The following is an 852-nucleotide window of genomic DNA, read 5'->3' on the forward strand; positions in this document are numbered from 1 at the left end:
CGAAAGCGGTCGCCCATCCCGACACCGACGCCGCGACACGTAAGGAAATGGCCCGACTGACACGCGAGAACGCTCGTCTGGCAAAGCAATTGACGCAGACGGAGGCCGCGCTCGAGATCATGGGAAAACTTCACGTGCTCTTGGAATCCATCTCCGAGAGCACGGACACACCGCCCTTACCGAAGACGCACTGAACAGCACATTCGCCGACCTGCGAGCCGCCGAAATCCCCACCAGGCGATCCTGCATCCTGATCGGGCGATCCCGCGCCACCCACTACCGTCACCAGCAACCACCCGTTCAAGGTCCCCGGAAACCAAGACCCATCCCGGACAACGGCCAAGCGCTCACCGCATCCGAGCGAGCGAAAGTTTTGACCGTCATCAACAGCGACAAGAACGCTGACCTGGCCATATGTCAGATCTGGGCGCGGGAACTCGACGAGGGAAACTACTGGTGTTCACTGTCGAGCATGTATCGGATCGCCGCCGCGGCCGGACAAAACCGTGAACGCCGACGAACAGCGACACATCCACCGAAGGCGATCCCCGAACTCCTCGCCGACGGACCTTCACAGGTCTGGACCTGGGACATCACCAAACTTCGCGGGCCCACCAAGGGCGTGTGGTTTCACCTGTACGTACTGATCGACATCTACTCTCGCTACAACCCGTCGTGGATCGTGGCTGCACACGAAAGTGCTGAATTGGCAGCTGAATTCATTGCGGAAGCAATCGAGCGCAACGGCATCGCCCCGCACACCGTCCACGCGGACCGCGGCACTTCGATGACCTCAGGATTGGTGTCGGAACTGCTCACCAACCTCGGCATCACCCGGTCGCATTCACGACC

The 852-nt window shown here is 60.7% G+C and carries 1 protein-coding gene and 1 pseudogene; both read left to right on the forward strand.

The window, feature by feature from the left end; all coding sequences use genetic code 11:
* A pseudogene (locus tag YH3_RS36400) lies at positions 1 to 194 on the forward strand (hypothetical protein); the annotation flags it as partial.
* A 179-nt stretch (positions 195 to 373) separates the two neighbouring features.
* Positions 374 to 852: DDE-type integrase/transposase/recombinase (locus YH3_RS34690; RefSeq protein WP_154100429.1), on the forward strand; the 479-nt coding region annotated here is incomplete at its 3' end.

Source organism: Rhodococcus sp. YH3-3 (assembly GCF_001653035.1).
Lineage (GTDB): Bacteria > Actinomycetota > Actinomycetes > Mycobacteriales > Mycobacteriaceae > Rhodococcus_F > Rhodococcus_F qingshengii.